Source organism: Antribacter soli (assembly GCF_021568775.1).
In the GTDB taxonomy this organism is placed as follows: domain Bacteria; phylum Actinomycetota; class Actinomycetes; order Actinomycetales; family Cellulomonadaceae; genus Antribacter; species Antribacter soli.
Genome location: NZ_JAKGSG010000013.1, coordinates 27,098 through 41,772, shown reverse-complemented (window position 1 = coordinate 41,772; position 14,675 = coordinate 27,098). Strand labels below are relative to the sequence as shown.

12 protein-coding genes are annotated in these 14,675 nt (G+C 70.0%); 4 read left to right on the top strand and 8 right to left on the bottom strand.

Features of this window, described 5'->3' with window-relative positions; all coding sequences use genetic code 11:
- Positions 1-120: 120 nt before the first annotated feature.
- On the top strand, positions 121-984 hold the full coding sequence (gene rfbA, locus L1785_RS03935) for a glucose-1-phosphate thymidylyltransferase RfbA (RefSeq protein WP_236087834.1): 864 nt from the start codon (positions 121-123) through the stop codon (positions 982-984).
- 67 nt (positions 985-1,051) lie between these two features.
- Positions 1,052-2,749 carry a peptidoglycan recognition protein family protein gene (locus L1785_RS03930; RefSeq protein ID WP_236087833.1) on the top strand — a complete coding sequence of 566 codons (1,698 nt, stop codon included), beginning with the start codon at positions 1,052-1,054 and terminating at the stop codon, positions 2,747-2,749.
- A gap of 99 nt (positions 2,750-2,848) precedes the next feature.
- Here L1785_RS03930 and rfbB read toward each other — a convergent pair whose 3' ends face one another.
- The 3 genes from rfbB to L1785_RS23155 all read right to left on the bottom strand — a co-directional run bounded on the left by rfbB (position 2,849) and on the right by L1785_RS23155 (position 5,888).
- Positions 2,849-3,844 carry a dTDP-glucose 4,6-dehydratase gene (rfbB, locus tag L1785_RS03925; protein ID WP_236087832.1) on the bottom strand — a complete coding sequence of 332 codons (996 nt, stop codon included), beginning with the start codon at positions 3,842-3,844 and terminating at the stop codon, positions 2,849-2,851.
- Positions 3,845-3,921: 77 nt separating this feature from the next.
- Complete coding sequence (locus L1785_RS03920; protein ID WP_236087831.1) at positions 3,922-4,884, bottom strand: NAD-dependent epimerase/dehydratase family protein; 963 nt, start codon at positions 4,882-4,884, stop codon at positions 3,922-3,924.
- Positions 4,881-5,888, bottom strand: coding sequence for a glycosyltransferase (locus L1785_RS23155; protein WP_236087830.1), 1,008 nt, complete (start codon positions 5,886-5,888; stop codon positions 4,881-4,883). The genes L1785_RS03920 and L1785_RS23155 overlap by 4 nt, the downstream gene beginning before the upstream one ends.
- A 115-nt stretch (positions 5,889-6,003) precedes the next feature.
- Between L1785_RS23155 and L1785_RS03910 the strand changes: the two genes are divergently transcribed.
- Together L1785_RS03910 and L1785_RS03905 are read left to right on the top strand one after the other, a co-directional pair.
- Positions 6,004-6,570 carry a GtrA family protein gene (locus L1785_RS03910; RefSeq protein WP_236087829.1) on the top strand — a complete coding sequence of 189 codons (567 nt, stop codon included), beginning with the start codon at positions 6,004-6,006 and terminating at the stop codon, positions 6,568-6,570.
- The gene (locus L1785_RS03905) at positions 6,567-7,424 is read left to right on the top strand and encodes a glycosyltransferase family 2 protein (protein WP_236087828.1); all 858 of its coding nucleotides are present in this window, start codon (positions 6,567-6,569) and stop codon (positions 7,422-7,424) included. The genes L1785_RS03910 and L1785_RS03905 overlap by 4 nt, the downstream gene beginning before the upstream one ends.
- 188 nt (positions 7,425-7,612) lie before the next feature.
- Here L1785_RS03905 and L1785_RS03900 read toward each other — a convergent pair whose 3' ends face one another.
- The 5 genes from L1785_RS03900 to glf are packed head-to-tail and all read right to left on the bottom strand — an operon-like array spanning position 7,613 to position 14,602.
- Positions 7,613-9,874: a hypothetical protein gene (locus L1785_RS03900; RefSeq protein ID WP_236087827.1), complete on the bottom strand. Its 2,262-nt coding sequence runs from the start codon at positions 9,872-9,874 to the stop codon at positions 7,613-7,615.
- Positions 9,875-9,877: 3 nt separating this feature from the next.
- Positions 9,878-10,606: an ABC transporter ATP-binding protein gene (locus tag L1785_RS03895; RefSeq protein WP_236087826.1), complete on the bottom strand. Its 729-nt coding sequence runs from the start codon at positions 10,604-10,606 to the stop codon at positions 9,878-9,880.
- Positions 10,606-11,463 carry an ABC transporter permease gene (locus L1785_RS03890; RefSeq protein ID WP_236087825.1) on the bottom strand — a complete coding sequence of 286 codons (858 nt, stop codon included), beginning with the start codon at positions 11,461-11,463 and terminating at the stop codon, positions 10,606-10,608. The genes L1785_RS03895 and L1785_RS03890 overlap by 1 nt, the downstream gene beginning before the upstream one ends.
- 14 nt (positions 11,464-11,477) lie before the next feature.
- On the bottom strand, positions 11,478-13,418 hold the full coding sequence (locus L1785_RS03885; protein ID WP_236087824.1) for a glycosyltransferase: 1,941 nt from the start codon (positions 13,416-13,418) through the stop codon (positions 11,478-11,480).
- The gene (gene glf, locus L1785_RS03880; protein WP_236087823.1) at positions 13,415-14,602 is read right to left on the bottom strand and encodes a UDP-galactopyranose mutase; all 1,188 of its coding nucleotides are present in this window, start codon (positions 14,600-14,602) and stop codon (positions 13,415-13,417) included. Before glf ends, L1785_RS03885 begins: the two co-directional genes overlap by 4 nt.
- Positions 14,603-14,675 lie beyond the last annotated feature (73 nt).

Sequence of the window (14,675 nt, the reverse complement as noted above, 5' to 3'; positions counted from 1 at the left end):
CTTCGGGGGGCGGGGGGGGGGGCCCCGCGCCCGGCGGGGGGGGGGGGGGCCCCCCCCCGCCCCCCCCCCCCCCGGCCCGGGCCACCGTGAGACCCGCCCGGCCGTGAGATGATCCGGGGCATGCGCGGAATCATCCTGGCCGGCGGGTCCGGCACCCGACTGCACCCGATCACTCTCGGTGTGAGCAAGCAGCTCGTGCCGGTCTACGACAAGCCGATGATCTACTACCCGCTGTCGACGCTGATCCTGGCGGGCATCCGGGACATCCTCGTGATCACGACCCCGCACGACGCGGAGCAGTTCCACCGCCTGCTCGGTGACGGCTCCCAGTTCGGCGTCTCGATCTCGTACACGGTCCAGCACGAGCCGAACGGGCTCGCGCAGGCGTTCGTCCTCGGCGCGGACTTCGTGGGGACCGACTCGGCCGCCCTCGTCCTGGGCGACAACATCTTCTACGGGCCGGGGCTGGGCTCTCAGCTCACCCGCTTCGAGGACCTCGACGGCGGCGCGGTGTTCGCCTACCGCGTGGCGGACGCCACCGCGTACGGCGTGGTCGAGTTCGACGCCGACGGCAAGGCCCTCTCGCTGGAGGAGAAGCCCGCCGAGCCCAAGTCCAACTACGCCGTGCCCGGCCTGTACTTCTACGACAACGACGTCGTCGAGATCGCCCGCGACCTCAAGCCCTCGGCCCGCGGCGAGTACGAGATCACCGACGTCAACCGTGCCTACCTCGAGCAGGGGCGCCTGCAGGTCGAGGTCCTGCCCCGGGGCACCGCGTGGCTCGACACCGGAACGTTCGACTCCCTCCTCGAGGCGTCGGACTACGTCCGCACCATCGAGAACCGCCAGGGCCTCAAGATCGGCTCCCCGGAGGAAGTGGCCTGGCGCCGCGGCTTCCTCACCGACGACGAGCTTCGCGCCCGCGCGGACAAGCTCGTCAAGTCGGGTTACGGTCGATACCTGCTGGGACTCCTCGAGGACTGACCGCTGCGGCCCGGCCGCCGGCACGTCGTCCCGATGCGGGTCAGGGGGACGTTGACGGGGGGCACCCATGAGCCGTGTTCGAGCGCTTCCGTTCCGCGCGCTGTCGGCGGCCGTCGCAGCGGTCCTGGTGACCGGTGTGCTCGCACCGGCGACGGGCGCACCGATGACACCGTCCGGCCCCTCCGCCTCGGTCGCGACCGAGGCCGAGGGGCCGCGGACGACGTCGGTGGTGCTCCAGGACGACGGCCCGCAGACCCTGGTGCAGGGCCCGGCAGCCCAGGAAGGCGACGTGCGCCTCACGGCGTCGGCCGCCGTCACCGGCTTCGCCACCGTCGGCGTGACCTGGACCGGTGACAACCTCGCCGCCCCGGCCGTCGAGGTTCGCACGATGGACGGCGCGGGCACGTGGGGCCTGTGGACCGCCCTGGAGGTCGAACCGGGGCCCGGCGGCGAGGGCGGCACCGACCCGCTCGTGGTCGGCGAGGTCTCCCGCGTCGAGGCGGTGGTCTCGGGCTCCGGCGCATCGTCGCTGGGCGAGGTCCGGCTCACGGTCGTGGACCCCGGCCGTCGTGCCGCCGACGCCCAGGTCACCACCCCTCCTCCGAGCATCGCCCCCGGCGGCCGGTCGACACCCATCGCGTCGTCGCTGGTCACGGGCTGGCCGGGAGGAGTCGGGGCACCGTCGTTCTACAACCGCGAGCAGTGGGGTGCGGACGAGTCGATCATGACCTGGCGGCCCGCACAGGGCGACATCAAGGGCGGCGTCATCCACCACACCGCCGGCACCAACGACTACACCCCCCAGGACGTCCCGGCCATCCTGCGCGGCATCTACACGTATCACGCCCAGACCCGGGACTGGGGCGACATCGGCTACAACTTCCTCGTCGACAAGTACGGCAACATCTGGGAAGGCCGAGCCGGCGGCATCGAGCTCGAGACCATCGGCGCCCACGCCTCCGGCTACAACAGGAACACCGTCGGCGTCTCCGTCATGGGCAACACCAGCACCGCGACCGTCACCAACGAGGCCGTCGACGCCGTCGTGCGCCTCCTGGCGTGGAAGCTCTCGCTCCACGGCGTCGACGCCGCAGCCACCACCACCCTCAACGGCAACACCCTGCCCACGATCTTCGGCCACCGCGACGTCGCCTCGACGAGCTGCCCCGGCAACACGCTCTGGAGTCGCCAGGACGAGATCCGGCGGCGTGTGAAGGCAGCACAGGCCGAGTACGGAGCCATCAGGGGTCAGGGCACGGGGGCGTTCGTCATGTCGCCGTGGCAGTCCGACGTCTACCTCGTATCCGGCACGACGAAGCACCGCGTGCCTTCCATGAGTCTGCTGACGTCGCTGGCGCCCTTGGGACGTGTCTCGGACGCCCCCGGTGTGTACCTGTCCTATCTCTCGACGGGACCGGACGCCGGCCGGTTCGTGCGCGACCCCCGCGACGGCGCGATCTCCCTCGTCGACGCGGGCACCCGCTATCACGCCGAGACCTGCGCCATGATCGCCAGGTACGGGGCGACGTGCACCGAGTGGGTCGGCCTCACCGGCTCGGGCTGGGACTCCCTCCGAGGCGGTCCGTCGCTGACGGAGCTCCTCAAGGCGCCCGACTCGGACGCGGTGTACGTCGTGCGCGACGGCAAGAGACACCACGTCTCGTCGTGGCAACGCCTCGTCGCGCTCTACGGCGGGAAGATCCCGCCGATCACGGTGCTCACGAGCGCCGCGGTCGGCGAGATCCCCGAGGGTTCACCGGCCTGACGCACCCCGGCGTACCGGGCCTGCGGCCGGGGGGAAGCGGGCCGCCGTCGGCCACCCGCCCCCGGCCACGTCACGCCCGGTCGTCGCCGGGCGTCCGCGTCACTGCCCGACAGCGGCGTACTTGGCCTCGGTGGCCGACTTGGCCGGACGCCACCACGCCTCGTTCGCGCGGTACCACTCGACGGTCGCCTCGAGCCCGTCACGGAAGTCCGTGTACCGAGGGGTCCAGCCGAGCTCGTCGCGCAGCTTCGAGGCGTCGATCGCGTAGCGGAGGTCGTGCCCGGGGCGGTCCGCCACGTGGTCGAAGTCCTCGGCGTCCCGCCCGAAGATCTCCAGCAGCGTGCCGACGACCTCGAGGTTGTTCTTCTCGCCGTCCGCACCGATCAGGTAGGTCTCACCGACCCGGCCCTTCTCGATGATCGCCCACACCGCGGAGTTGTGGTCCTCGACGTGGATCCAGTCCCGGACGTTGAGGCCGGCACCGTAGAGCCGGGGGCGCACGCCGTCGATCAGGTTCGTGATCTGGCGCGGGATGAACTTCTCGATGTGCTGGTACGGCCCGTAGTTGTTCGAGCAGTTCGAGATCGTCGCCTGAACGCCGAACGACCGGGCCCACGCGCGTACGAGCAGGTCGCTGCCGGCCTTGGTCGACGAGTAGGGCGACGACGGGTTGTAGGGCGTGCTCGCCGTGAACTTCTCCGGGGTGTCCAGCGGAAGGTCGCCGTACACCTCGTCCGTCGAGATGTGGTGGAACCGCACGCCGTGCTTGCGGACGGCTTCCAGGAGCGTGAAGGTCCCGACGAGGTTCGTCTGCACGAACGGCGACGGGTCGGAGAGCGAGTTGTCGTTGTGCGACTCAGCCGCGAAGTGGACCACCAGGTCGGCCTCGGCCACCAGCCGGTCGACCAGCGCCGCGTCGGTGATGCTGCCCTCGACGAGCTCGACCCTGTCGGCCACCGGCGCCAGCGACGCCCGGTCGCCCGCGTAGGTCAGCGCGTCGAGTACCCTCACGTGGACGTCAGGGCGCTCACGCACGGTCTGGTGCACGAAGTTCGCGCCGATGAACCCGGCGCCGCCGGTCACTACGAGTTCCACTGGTCCTCCGGAAGGTGAGACATGGGGCCGCGGAAGAATCTACCGGACGTAGACGTGCGTCGTGCGTCCGGCCCGGCTCAGGAGCGCGACCTGCCGCGCACCCTGAGCTTGCGGCTGATGTCCTCGCCGGTCGAGACCATGCCGACGGCGAGCGGCGTGAGCGGCCGGTGGTCCAGGTCGGGCCACACGACCGAGCGCAGCCGCAGGTCGCGTGCCTGTTGGAGTGCGCGGGCAGACGGGGCGACGACGACGCGCGGCCGACGCCGGTGGATCCGCCGCATCTCGCCGATCAGCGCGGCGATCGACACCGACCGCTGCGAGGCGAGCACCTTCGTGACCGCCGGCGAGCCCGGGTCGAGCTGGTGCGCACGGTCCATCATGTCGACGACGATCGACGCGCAGTCATCCACGTAGATGTAGTCACGCAGGGTGTCCATCGACACGTACACGCCCAACGGCTGGGCCGTCTGCTGCGCCAGGGCGAGCTGCGAGATCAGCCCCTGCTGCTTCGTGAGGTCCTGTCCCGGCCCGTACAGGTTGGCGATCCTGCCGACGACCACCCGGATCCCGGACGTGGTCAGCTCGACGAGCCGCTCCTCCGCCTTCAGCTTCGCCCGGCCGTAGGGCGCCAGGGGACCTACCGGGGATCGCTCGTCGAACGGCGGCTGGGACGGTGAGCCGGCATAGACGCCTCCTGCGGACGACGCGAAGAACAGGGTCATCCGGTGGCGGGTCGCCTCCGGCAGGCCCGTCAGGAGCTCGGCGAAGGCGCACAGCGTCTGGTACTCGGCGTCCAGCACCTCCTGAGGGGTAGCGGTGACGCCCACCCCGGCACACCACGCGATCTGCACCGGACTCTCGCCCGCCGCCTCCAGCGCCTGGTCGAGCGCCTGTGCGAGGTCCGTCCGGGCGTCGGCGCCCCAGCGCACCTGTGCACGGAGCGCCGGGCGACCCCGCCGGGCGACCTCCCGGACCACTGCCTCACCGAGCAGGCCTCTCGACCCGACGACGAGCACCGGCCCGGTCCCCGAAGTGCTCACCGCCGGGGGACCTTGCGCCCCAGGGGCCCGTTCTCCGGATCCCCGACGATCAGGTACAGGGGCTTGCCCATGGCCATGTTGACGGCGACGCCGACGTACTCGGCGACGATGCCCAGCGAGAAGAGCACCGCGCCGGAGGTGACCAGCGTCACCATCATCATCGAGGTCCAGCCGCTGGGGACATCGGCTCCGAGGATCCGCGTCACCGCGAGATAGACGGCGATGACGACGCCCACAGCTGCCAGGAACATCCCGAGCCCTGCAACGAGGCGCAGCCCGCGCGTACCGCTCGTCAGGACCATGCGCCAGAAGTGCGAGAGCAGCCGGCGGAACGAGTAGCCGGACCTGCGCCCGCCCTCCTCGCGGAGTGTGACCGGGGCCAGCGCCACGTCACCCGCCACCCAGCCCAGCGCGACGTCGAGGTACACGCCCGCCCCTGCGTACGCGGCGACCGACCGGCCCACCTCGCCCAGTACCAGCCGGTAGCTCTGGTACGACGACGTGTCCGTGCCACCGAGCACCATCTCGATGACCTTCTTCGAGCCCTTCGACGCCAGGTTCCTCAGGAAGCCGTGCGGGGCGGGGTTCGAGGGCGCGCCGTAGACCACGGTCGCCCGGTTCTCGACCGCCGCGTCGAGCAGCCCCATCATCTCCGCGGGGTCGTGCTGGCCGTCCTCGTCGAGGGTCACGATCCAGTCGCCGCCGGACGACGCCATTCCGGCGAGCGTCGCGGCGTGCTGCCCGAAGTTGCGGCTGAGCCACACCGGGCGGACGTACTCGTATCGCTCGGCGAGCTCGCGGATCGTCGCGTCGGAACCGTCAGGGCCGTGGTCGAAGACCAGGAGCACCTCGGCCACGAGACCGTCGGCGCCGCCCGGGGTCGTAAAACCCTTCGTCAGGACGTCGATCTCGGACAGGACCCCGGGCAGAGTTCGTGACCCCTGGTACACGGGGATGACGACGGAGATCCTGTGCTGCGCAGGCTGCGCGCTAGGGTTGGTCACGCGTCCGACTATAGTCGTGAATCGCGTTCCCGTTTTGCACCTTAAAGCGCGTCACGCGACCTCGTCGGCACGTTCTTTCCGACCGGACCAGTACCAGGAGACATCGCCCGTGGTCATGGACCCTGAGCCCCAGCCCGCCACCGCAAGCACGGCGCTCCCGAAGCCGCCGGCAGGCATGGAGGGCTCGCTCGGCCCTCTCTTCCGTCTCGTGAAGGACCAGCGGATCGCATTCCTCCTTGTGGGGGGATTCAACACCGTCCTGGGAACGGCCTGGTTCATCGTCTTCGAGCTGGCCTTCGGCGAGGAGGTCGGACGCTTCGGTTACCTGCTGAGCCTGTTGTGCGCCCATGTCGCCGCCGTGCTCTGTGCCTTCGTCCTCTACCGGTACTTCGTCTTCCGCGTCCGCGGGCACCTCTGGCTCGACCTCGCCCGGTTCGAGGTCGTCAACCTCACGGCGCTCGGGATCAACGCGGTGGCTCTGCCCCTCGTCACGGAGTCCACCGGGATGCGCCCCATCTACGCCCAGCTCCTGGTCACCTGCGTGACCGCGCTCGTCAGCTACTTCGGGCACCGTGACTTCTCGTTCCGGAGGAAGCACGAGCAGCCCGCCAGCGACGTCGCCGACCAGCCGGTCGGCACCACGCCCTCCACCCCGCCGAACACCACCGAGGTCTCCCGATGACCCCCCGCGTCTCCGTCGTCATCCCCGCGTACAAGAACGAGCAGTACATCGAGGCGACCATCCGGTCCGTCCTCGACCAGACCTTCGAGGACTTCGAGCTCGTCGTCGCCGACCACTCGTCGCCCGACAGCACCTGGGACCTGCTCCAGCAGTTCGCCGACGACCCCCGCGTCAGCCTCCACCGCACCGAGGCCGGGGGCGGCGCGCGCCGCAACTGGAACGCCGTCACGACCCGCGCCGAGGGGGAGCTCGTCAAGCTCGTCTGCGGCGACGACCTGATCCATCCGACCATGCTCGAGGAGCAGGTCCGGGCGTTCGACGAGAGCGGCCCCGACGTCCTGCTCGTCGCCTCCCAGCGTGACCTCGTCGATGCTCGCGGGGAGACCTTCGTCACCGGTCGCGGGCTGGGGCGCCTCGACGGCGTCGTCGACGGACGGGCAGCGCTGCGCGCCACGGTCCGCTCCGGCACGAACATCTTCGGTGAGCCTGCTTGCGTCATGATGCGCACCGCGGCGCTCGAGAAGGCCGGCTGGTGGCAGGACCTGCGCTACTACATCGACGCAGGCTCGTACGCCCCGGTGCTCGCGATGGGCAAGATGTTCGCGCAGCGCACGTCCCTCGCGTCGTTCCGTGTGAGCGCGAGCCAGTGGTCGGTGCGGCTCATGCGCCAGCAGGCGGACGAGGCCGCGGAGTTCCACCGCATCGCCCAGTCGCTCGCGCCCGAGACGATCTCCGACTGGGACGTCCGCGTCGGTGACGCGATGGCTCACGTCGTCGCCATGCAGCGGCGGGCCGCATACGCGGTCCTGGGGCGCAGGATGGAGCCCCTGCCCGCGGCAGCCGCCTCCGTCTGACCCGCCCCGTCCGACAGAGATGTGAGAGGGGCCCGGCCCCAACACCGGTGGGGGGCCGGGCCCCGCAACACTCCCCGGGCGGTAACGGGGCCCCGCCCCCTTTGTTGGTCCCGGCCCCCCCCCCCCACCCGGGTGGGGGGCGGGCCCCTCTCACATCTCCCGGGACTTTCCGGGGACTATGCCTCGGGTCAGACCGTCTGACGTCGTCGCGCGAGCACTCCGGCGACGACGGCAGCCGCTCCCCAGACCATGGCGGCGGCGATCGCGCCGAACAGGCAGGCCAGCTCGAACGCCCACCCGGGCGGCGTGAAGGAGACCGTGACGTCCTCGCCGCTCGATCCCGGAGCCACCTCCGCCGCCAGGAGGTAGTTACGCACCGGGTCGGCCTCCTGGGCCCCCTCGAACTCGTAGCCCGGCCAGTTGAGGCGGGAGAACACGATCGTGCCGCCGCCGGCAGGGACCTCGTCGACGTGCAGCGTGACGGAGGTCTTTGTGATCCGCACGTCGCTCAGGGCCACGCCGTCCGACGTCCAGACGACCCCGCCCGCCGGCTCGACGGGGACGTCCCGCACCCACACCGCGCCGGCCGCGTCGCGGGAGGCCTCGTGCCAGCCTGCCGGAGGCACGGCATACGTGTACGGGTCCGCGGAAACGTCACCGGCCGGCGCCCCGGGCCGGGCGAGCACCTGGACAGCGTTGACCGCGAGGAGGTCGACGAGCGGCTCCCCCGTCGTCTCGTCCGGCGCCATGAGGCGCTCGAGGGTCTCCCAGCAGACGACCCCGTGCGCGTCGACGCAGAGGTCCTCGGCGAACGCCTTGTGCAGGATCGGCGAGTACGTGTTCACGACGGTCGTGTCGCTGAGGTACCACGCGTTGGCGTAGAGCGTCGACCTCCACCACTCGGAACCGGGCGCCACCGGGTCGGAGGTCATCGTGGGGTTGCCGACGATCATCGCGTCGCCGTCGACGCCCTGGAGCGCGTGGCTGTAGTCGCTCGTGCTCGCGGGCAGGCCGAAGTCGGGCAACGGCGACCTGGGGAAGGCCCAGTGCTGCGCACCGGTGACGACCACGGCCATCACCAGGAGCGTCACGGCGATGCCCGGCGCGGCGGCCCGGCTGCGCGCCAGGAACCACAGGCATGCGAGGAGGCCCAGGGCGGCCAGGGTCATGCCCAGGCCGACGAGCAACCACTGGTCGGGAATCTCGAACCAGGCGAACGCGCCACCGGCAGCGACGAGGACGAGGACGGCGATCACCCGGGAGCGGGTCGGGCGAACGGCCGCGCGGCTCACGAGCACGGCCACCAGCACGACGATGGCGAGCGCCAGGTAGGGGAACACCCGTGCCGGGAAGCGCAGGGGGCCCACGTCGCTCGGCCCGAACACGAGCCCGGCCGCGGCGGTGCCCAGTACGAGCAGCGCGGCAGACCGGGAGAGAACGTCGAGCACCTTCGACCACGACAGGAGCGCGACCAGGGGCAGCAGCCACGCCACGTACAGGAGGGGCGCTTCGGGCGGTGTGCCCCAGAACCCCGTCATCCAGGGCCGTGTCAGCGGCGTGCCCGAGGTCGCCAGACCAGACAGGTCCGGCGACATGAAGTTCGTGTTGAAGATCGACGCGGAGCCGCGCGCAGTCACCGGAGCCGTGAGCACCCCGGGCAGGTAGACCGCGATCGCGACCGCCCCGAGCAGGCAGCTCACGACGAGCACGCGGACCGTCGGGGCGACGCGCTTGAGCAGGAGCCCTTCGAGGAGCACCCCGGACATCACGAAGCACATCATGAGCGTCCCGTGCACGTACCCGACCGTCACGAGGAGATACCCGGCGACGAACGGGACGAGCGGGTTGCCCCCGTGCACCAGGACCCGGCGCAGGCCCCACCAGACCCAGGGCAGCAGGGCCCAGACGAACAGGGCGGTCACCCAGGACGCCGCGTCGATGTACATGGTGAACCCGGCGGTCGGCGCCAGGAGGCCGGCCCCGTAGGCCCAGGGCCGCGTCGCACCGTAGGACCGGGCGAGGAGGTACGCCCCGCCCGCCGCGATCCCGAGGAAGGCGATCTTGACCACGGAGCTCGCCACGACCGCGTCGCCGGCACCGCTCACGAACCACCCGACGAGCCAGACGACAGGGTTGTAGAGCCCCCACTGTCCCTCGGCCGGATAGTTCCCGGACATCCAGCGGGAGGGCTCGAAGAAGGGCAGCTGCCCCTGTCGCAGGTGCTCGCCGATCGAGACCCAGATCGGGTACGCCCCGGCCTGGGTGTCGTCCGCGAAGTAGAAGCGGGGATCGAAGAGGAGCGGCAGGATCGCGACGACGACCACGGAGACCGCGGTCGCCACCGTCCACACCAGCTCTCGCAGGCCGGCCCGCCGGTCCGGTTCGGCGGCGGGTTCGTCGGTGGCTCCCGCCACCGGCACCGTCTCGGGGTCCACTCGCGTCACGCTCACCGGTCAGGCACCCTCTCCACGCATCCGGGCGACCACGGCGGTCGCGTCGGAGTCGTCGACCATCTTGCCCCGCTCCAGCAGGATGCCTCGGTCACACAGCTTCGCCACCATGTCGAGATCATGGCTGACGATCACCAGTGTGCGCCCCTCGGCCTTGAGGGACCGGATCCGGTCGAGGCACTTGCGCTGGAACGGCTCGTCGCCGACCGCCAGGATCTCGTCGATGAGGAAGACCTCCGGGTCCGAGTGGACCGCGACCGAGAACGCGAGGCGGAGGAACATGCCCGAGGAGTAGAACTTCACCTCGGTGTCGATGAACCGCTCGATCTCGCTGAACGCGACGATGTCGTCGAACGACGCGCTGATCTGAGCCTCGGTCATGCCGAGGATCGCCCCGTTGAGGTAGACGTTCTCCCGGCCGGTGAGGTCGGGGTGGAAACCGGCGCCCACCTCGATCAGGCCGGCCACCCTGCCACGGGTCCGGATCGAGCCGACATCCGGCTTGAGCACCCCGGAGATCAGCTTGAGGAGGGTCGACTTGCCCGAGCCGTTGAAGCCCAGGAGCGCGACCGTCTCGCCCTCGGAGACCTCGAACGAGACGTCCTCGAGCGCGAGGAACGTGTCGCCCAGGTCCCGGCCGCGGATCGCGGCGACGGCGAGCTCCTTGAGCGATCGGTTGTGGCGCAGCGTGAACCGCTTCGAGACGTCGGAGACGTCGATGTACGTGGTCATCACAACTCCTGCGCGAAGCGCCCCTCGAGGCGCCTGAAGACGAGCTGGCCGACGACGAGCACCACCAGCGAGACGACGAGCGCGCCGCCCCCGACTGCCCAGAGGTTGTCGGGGATGGGGGCCGTGCCGTTGGGCAGCAGGGCCGGCCGGCCCGTGCCCCCGTACCAGAAGGCGTAGTGGAAGAGCTCGACCGCCGCGGTGAGCGGGTTCGCCTGGTAGACGAACCAGAGCCAGCGCGGCAGCTCGGCCTGGACGAGACCCCAGGTGTACAGGACAGGCGAGGCCCACGTCGCCACCATCACGATCAGGTCGACGAAGTTCTCCGCGTCGCGGAAGAACACGTTCGCCGCCCCGAAGAGCAGGCCGAGCCCGAGCGCGAGCATCGCCACGATGAGGAACCCCACCACGGCAGCGAGCACCTCGGCCACCGTCGGGCGCCAACCCGAGATCAGGGCGGCGACGAGCAGGACCACGAGCTGCGGGAAGAAGTGCACCGCCGACACGTACAACGACGCCACGGGGAACAGCTCCCGCGGGAGGTAGATCTTGTTGATCAGGGGCGCGTTCCAGATGATCGACCGCGTCGCGTTCCCGAATCCCTCGCCGAAGAAGTTCATCACGACGATGCCCGCGAACAGGTACACCGCGTAGTCGGGCACGGTGTCGCGCATCCGCAGGAAGACGCCGAGCGCGACGAAGTAGACGCCGAACTGGATCGCCGGCTTGACGTACGACCACGCCATGCCGAGCACCGAGCCGCGGTAACGGACGCGGAGCTCCTTGCGGACGATCAGCCGGAGGAGGAATCGACGCTCGACCACGTCGAGCAGGCCACGCCCTATCCCAGGCGTGACCATGGGCATCACGTCAGTCACCTCGGCGTCGGTTCCGTCCGCGCAAAGGTGGCCTTCCACGCGTCCTGCCCGACCAGCTCGGGGAGCGCTTCCTTGTACTGCTCGGAGAGGCTGCCCCAGTCACGCAGGACCCGCTCGTGCAGCACCACGGAACGACGCAGCAGCGTGCGGAACTGCGCCGGCTGGCGCCGGTACCAGGAGGCACCAGAACCGTCCGCCGTCGACACGACGACCGAGTCGAACTGCGAGAGCAGCCACCACCGGGCGTCCATCGCCGCGACCTCGGCCTCGGGGTTCTCGCGGCTGAGGTCCGAGACGGGCCAGACCGCCTTCAGGAAGCCGCGTGCGGCCATGGCGTAGGTACCGAACCGCCCGTCGGGAAGCTGCACCTCGCCGTGCTTCGAGACCTTCTTGCGACGCTTGTCAGGGAACGCGCCCGGTTCCTTGTGGATCTGGGCGTCGGGGTAGGCGGCTCGCGTCTCGCGAATCCGCGCAAGACGCGTGTCGAGCTGCTCGTGCAGGTGCCCCGGGCCGGACAGCAGGTCCTCGAGCGCCTGGTTCCGCAGCTCGGCCACGGAGTACTGGGCCGCGAGCAGGTGCTTGATCTGGTGGTAGAGGCTCTCGCGCACGAGCCGGCCGCCACGCTGGAACGGCGAGTGGAGGAGGGCGGCCACGAACCGGTTCCGCTCGTGGTAGTAGGCCTGCCAGTCAAGGCTGTCGTCCTTGTCCGTCCACGGCACGTGCCACACCGCGACACCCGGCAGCGTCACCGTCGGGATGCCCTCGGCACGGGCCCGGAGGCCGTACTCGGCGTCGTCCCACTTGATGAAGATGGGCAGCGAGAGACCGAGCTTGCGCATCACCACCGTGGGGATGAGCTCCATCCACCAGCCGTTGTAGTCCACGTCGATGCGACGGTGGAGCTCCGGCGTGGACCGCAGCGCGGCCTCGTCGAGGTGGTGCCCCTCCGGGGCGTCGAGCACAGGTGCCCACCAGAAGCGGTAGGGGTTGATCCGCTCGCCCATCGAGTGCAGGTGGGAACGGTCGAACATCGAGAACATGTGCCCGCCCACGATCGTGGGGCGGCGCGCGAGGTCCGCGAACGTGACGGCCCGCAGGATGCCCTCGGGCTCGGCGCGCACGTCGTCGTCGGAGATCAGGTGATAGGTGCTGACGCCCTCGTCGAGCGTCTCGCTCATGCCCCGGGAGAACCCGCCCGACCCGCCGAGGTTGGCCTGGCGGATCATCCGGAGCCGCCCGTCGAGCGCCTTCTCGGCCTCGTCGAACCCGTCTGCGTCCTCCGGGTGCTGGGTCCCCTGGTCGACGACGGTCACCCGGTCGAGGATGTCGAGCAGGGCGTCGTCCGCCGCCAGCTGCCCGAGCAGCGTGGCGACGTCCGACGCGCGGTTCAGCGTGGTGATGCCGACCGTCACCGTGCCCTGGGGTCGGTCAGAGTCCGCTTCCCAGTGCGCCTTGTCGAGCGTGGCGCCCTCGCCGCCGGCGACGACGTCGAACCAGTACCACCCGCCGTCCGCGAAGTTCGAGAGCGGCAGGTCGAAGGCGACGATCTCGCCGGCCGCCCCGTCGAAACGGGTGCCGTCGACCCGGTAGACGTTGCCCCGGGCGTTCGAGCGGTACACGAACACGGAGCCCGAACCGCTCACCTCGGCGACGAGGCGGACGGCGTCGACCGTCGTCCAGCGCCTCCAGTAGCTCGCCGGGAACGCGTTGAAGTAGGTGCCGAACGAAGTACGGGACTTGGCGTCGATACGGAACGAGCGACGCGAGGCGACCTGGACGGAGTCCTGGTGCGACGCCGCGGTGCTCATGGTGGCGCCCTGTGCGTCCGTGAGCATCTGCCCGAGCTCACCCTCCGCGTACAGGGGGAGGATGTCCTGGTCCGGCTCGAGCGGGAAGACGACGCGCTGGAGGACGCGGACAGCAGGCTTTGCGGTCATGCGTCGACACCCCCGCTGATGATCCCGGTGCCGGTGGCGAAGTGGGGTGCCAGCTTGTTGTCCACCATCGAGAGCGCGGCACCGATGGCCATGTGCATGTCGAGGTACTTGTAGGTACCCAGGCGTCCGCCGAACAGGACGTTCTTCTCGGCCGCGGCGAGGTCACGGTACTTGAGGAGCATCTCGCGGTCCTCGGCCGTGTTGACCGGGTAGTAGGGCTCGTCCTCCCGCGTGGCGAAGCGTGAGTACTCGCGCATGACGACCGTCTTGTCGGTCGGGTACTCCCGCTCGGGGTGGAAGTGGCGGAACTCGTGGATACGGGTGTAGGGGACGTCCGCGTCGGCGTAGTTCATGACCGGCGTGCCCTGGAAGTCGCCCGTGAGGAGGACCTCCTCCTCGAAGTCGAGCGTGCGCCAGGACAGCTCGCCCTCGGCGTAGTCGAAGTAGCGGTCCACCGGGCCGGTGTAGACCACGGGGACGTTGCCAAGCACGTTGCCCTTGCTCACCGGCTGCGACTCGTCGAAGAAGTCGACGCCGAGCTGCACCTCGATGTTCGGGTGGTCGGCCATCCGCTCGATCCACTTCGTGTACCCGTCGACGGGCAGACCCTCGTACGTGTCGTTGAAGTAGCGGTTGTCGTACGTGTACCGCACAGGAAGGCGCGAGATGATCGACGCCGGCAGCTCCGTCGGGGCGGTCTGCCACTGCTTCGCCGTGTAGTCGCGGATGAACGCCTCGTACAGCGGGCGGCCGATGAGCGAGACGCCCTGCTCGTCCAGGTTCTCCGGCTTCTTGCCGCCGAGCTCCGCCGACTGCTCCTTGATCAGCTCACGCGCGGCCTCCGGGCCGTAGGCGGAGCGGAAGAACTGGTTGATCGTGCCGAGGTTGATCGGCATCGGGTACACCTCGCCCTTGTGGGTGGTGTACACGCGATGGACGTAGTCGGTAAAGGCGGTGAAGCGGTTCACGTACTCCCAGACACGCTCGTTCGACGTGTGGAAGAGGTGTGCGCCGTAACGGTGCACCTCGATTCCGGTCGTCTTCTCGGCCTCGCTGAAAGCATTCCCACCGATATGAGAGCGCCGGTCGATTACCAGCACCTTTCGCCCGAATTCTTCGGCGATCCGCTCAGCGACGGTCAGGCCGAAGAAGCCTGACCCCACGACGACGAGATCCGCGTTCACTCAATACTCCTAGGTCGGGGAGGCAGCGGGGTACATGCTATCCGACTCAGTCGGATGTCCTGTTCACCCCATT

What these genes read in the sequence shown, in the direction of transcription:
- rfbA (WP_236087834.1), top strand. Translation starts at nt 121, where the DNA reads ATGCGCGGAATCATCCTGGCCGGCGGGTCCGGCACCCGACTGCACCCG.
- L1785_RS03910 (WP_236087829.1), top strand. Translation starts at nt 6,004, where the DNA reads ATGGACCCTGAGCCCCAGCCCGCCACCGCAAGCACGGCGCTCCCGAAG.
- L1785_RS03895 (WP_236087826.1), bottom strand. Translation starts at nt 10,606, where the DNA reads ATGACCACGTACATCGACGTCTCCGACGTCTCGAAGCGGTTCACGCTG.
- L1785_RS03905 (WP_236087828.1), top strand. Translation starts at nt 6,567, where the DNA reads ATGACCCCCCGCGTCTCCGTCGTCATCCCCGCGTACAAGAACGAGCAG.
- L1785_RS03890 (WP_236087825.1), bottom strand. Translation starts at nt 11,463, where the DNA reads ATGGTCACGCCTGGGATAGGGCGTGGCCTGCTCGACGTGGTCGAGCGT.
- L1785_RS03930 (WP_236087833.1), top strand. Translation starts at nt 1,052, where the DNA reads ATGAGCCGTGTTCGAGCGCTTCCGTTCCGCGCGCTGTCGGCGGCCGTC.
- L1785_RS03885 (WP_236087824.1), bottom strand. Translation starts at nt 13,418, where the DNA reads ATGACCGCAAAGCCTGCTGTCCGCGTCCTCCAGCGCGTCGTCTTCCCG.